The organism is Gemmatimonadales bacterium (assembly GCA_030697825.1).
In the GTDB taxonomy this organism is placed as follows: domain Bacteria; phylum Gemmatimonadota; class Gemmatimonadetes; order Gemmatimonadales; family JACORV01; genus JACORV01.
Genome location: JAUYOW010000216.1, coordinates 1 through 2,471 on the forward strand (window position 1 = coordinate 1; position 2,471 = coordinate 2,471).

3 protein-coding genes are annotated in these 2,471 nt (G+C 66.1%); 1 reads left to right on the forward strand and 2 read right to left on the reverse strand.

Features of this window, described 5'->3' with window-relative positions:
* Together Q8Q85_11505 and Q8Q85_11510 are read right to left on the reverse strand one after the other, a co-directional pair.
* A partial coding sequence (locus tag Q8Q85_11505) for an Arc family DNA-binding protein (GenBank protein MDP3774881.1) occupies positions 1–184 on the reverse strand: 184 nt, incomplete at its 3' end.
* 182 nt (positions 185–366) lie between these two features.
* Complete coding sequence (locus Q8Q85_11510) at positions 367–1,095, reverse strand: AbiV family abortive infection protein (GenBank protein MDP3774882.1); 729 nt, start codon at positions 1,093–1,095, stop codon at positions 367–369.
* Between the two features lie 257 nt (positions 1,096–1,352).
* On the opposite strand from Q8Q85_11510, the gene murQ reads away from it, so the two are divergent.
* Entirely contained in the window at positions 1,353–2,303 is a 951-nt protein-coding gene (murQ, locus tag Q8Q85_11515; GenBank protein MDP3774883.1) for an N-acetylmuramic acid 6-phosphate etherase, read from the forward strand.
* Positions 2,304–2,471: the final 168 nt, after the last annotated feature.

A 2,471-nucleotide genomic window follows, 5' to 3' on the forward strand; every position in this document is an offset into this window, starting at 1 on the left:
CCAGTCGGGCCCGAAGCACCGCAGCCTCGCGCAGCCAGGCTTCGGCATCGATCGGCCCGGCACCGACGCCGCGCTCCAGGCATACGATGATCTCGCCGTTCAGGCTGCGGCGGTGGGCTTCCGCCTGGCGCTTCAGTCGGCTGTAGAGCTCGGGCGGCATGCCCTTGATCGTCAGGGTCGGCATCGTGGGTTCCTTTCCGGTACCATTATGGAACCTGGCGCCCTACTTCGTTCTGCGCAAGGGCGGCACGCCCCTAACGACTTGCTGCTCAGCCGCGTCCTGCTCGCCCGACTGGACGAGCGGGGACTACATCATAGGGGTTGATGCGGAACCACCGTGGCACTGTTACCCATCATCCCGGTTGCTCATGGCGATTGTCCAAGATCAGTGTCTTCGCCTGGAGCCCAGCAGCTGGGGAACTTGGAGCGCATGGCAGCCACCAACCGACCATGAGCTCCCGACCGCAGCGCTAGTGCGTCAAGGTATGCGGCTACGTCTTGCTGCCACGTCCTGCGCGCTTGAAAGTCGCAGATGACCTCGCTAATCGTCTGAAGCCGGAATGCCGTCTCCTCAGCGCGAATGATCTGGCCCATCTGCAGGGCTGTGTTTGCCAACGTCACAAGGGCGCCTGAGCGATTCAAGGCCTCCGAAAACTCGACGCTTTGCCTAGGTTGAGTGAACAGCCCTGTTCCGGGATCATAATCGACGTAGAAACCAATCGTCTTCTCGCTGGAAATGCGAGACCGTGTGGGATAGCCGTCCAGAACTTTCCCGGCCGGAGTAGTGACTTCAACATGGAGTGGATTGAACCACTCGAAGAAGAAAGCACCGTACGCCTTTGAGTCATGGTGCGTCCAGCGGCGCCAGAACAACTCCCAGTGCTGAGCGGTCTTGCGGCCGGCGACCGCGGAAAGAAGCATGTAGGACTTTCCGACCTCTTCCTGTCCAATCTGACATAGCGCCAGGGCGACCGCGGGCGAGTCAAGAGCCTTCTGGCTTACCTTGAGGAGGTTGATGGCGTTGTCCACACAACACCAATAGCCCTGGAAACACGCTTCGGGCGACAATGCTATGGACTTGCGAGTCTTCGCCATGACGCCTAACTGGTGTTTGACCGCAATTGGGTCGCTGTCACCTACGGCGATACAGACCTCGGGAACGCTGCGTAAGCCAGCTGCACCGCGGCACCGGCCACACCCGCAAGAACGTGCATCCACCACACCATTGGAGCAAGGGCCGGCGGCGCTCAGCCACGAGGGTTACGGAGAATCAGTGGCGTTTCGCGGTGGGATACCTCCTATCCCTCAATCGCGTTGACGCCGGCCCCGCAATCCCTAGATTGCGGGGCCAGATGAGCCACCCGCCACTCGACCCGCGCCTGACCGAGCAGCGCAATCCCGCGACGGCCGAGATCGATCTCGCCGACCCGCTCGCCATCGTTGACCTGATGAACGCGCAGGACCGCCAGGTTCCGGAGGCGGTTCACGCCTGTCGCCGGGAGATCGCGCAGGCGATCGAGCTGGTCGAGGCCGCGTTCCGCGCCGGCGGCCACCTCTACTACGTCGGGGCGGGCACCAGTGGCCGCCTCGGCGTGCTCGACGCGGCCGAGTGCCCACCGACCTTCGGCACGCCGCCGGAGCTGGTGCAGGGGATCGTCGCGGGCGGCTACGCCGCGTTGGTGAAGAGCGCGGAGGGCGCCGAAGACGACTTCGACGCCGGCGCCGCAGCCGTGGAAGGGAAGGAGGTCGGAGCAACGGACGTCGTTTTCGGTATCGCCGCGAGCGGCACCACGCCCTACGTGCGCGGCGCGATCAGCCGCGCGGCGGCGCGGGGGGCGAAGACGGTCCTCCTCGCTTGCAGCGACCCTCCGAAGGACCTCCTCCTCAACGTGGACGTCGCCATCCTGCCCAAGGTCGGCCCGGAAGCGCTCACCGGCTCGACGCGGCTCAAGGCGGGGACCGCGACCAAGCTCGTCCTCAACACGGTGACGACCGGTGCGATGATCCGCTGGGGCAAGGCCTACGGCAACCTGATGGTGGATCTGGTCGCGCTCTCCGACAAGCTCAAGGACCGCGGCGAGCGCATCGTGATGGAGGTGTGCAGCGTGCCGCGCGAGGCCGCCCGGGCCGCGATCGCCGGCGCGAAAGGACGGGTCAAGACGGCGATCGTGATGCTGAAGCGCGGCGTGGACCGCGAGTCGGCTGAGCGGTTCGTCGCGGAGGCGGGCGGCTACGCGCGCCAGGCGATCGGCGCGCGGCCGCCGCCGGTCCAGCCGCCGCCCCCAGGCGACGCGGGTGACTGAGCCGGCGAGGCAGCTGCTGGCGGTCGGCGTCATGTCGGGTACCTCGCTCGATGGCGTGGACGCGTGCCTGGTGCGCATCGAGGAGCCCGCGCCCGAAGACTTCCGCGTCGCGCTGTTGATGTCGCGCACGATCCCTTTCGGAGCGGCACGAAGGGAGCGCATCGCCGC

Coding starts and splice junctions, on each gene's coding strand:
- Q8Q85_11510 (MDP3774882.1), bottom strand. CDS start 1,095: ATGGCGAAGACTCGCAAGTCCATAGCATTGTCGCCCGAAGCGTGTTTC.
- murQ (MDP3774883.1), top strand. CDS start 1,353: ATGAGCCACCCGCCACTCGACCCGCGCCTGACCGAGCAGCGCAATCCC.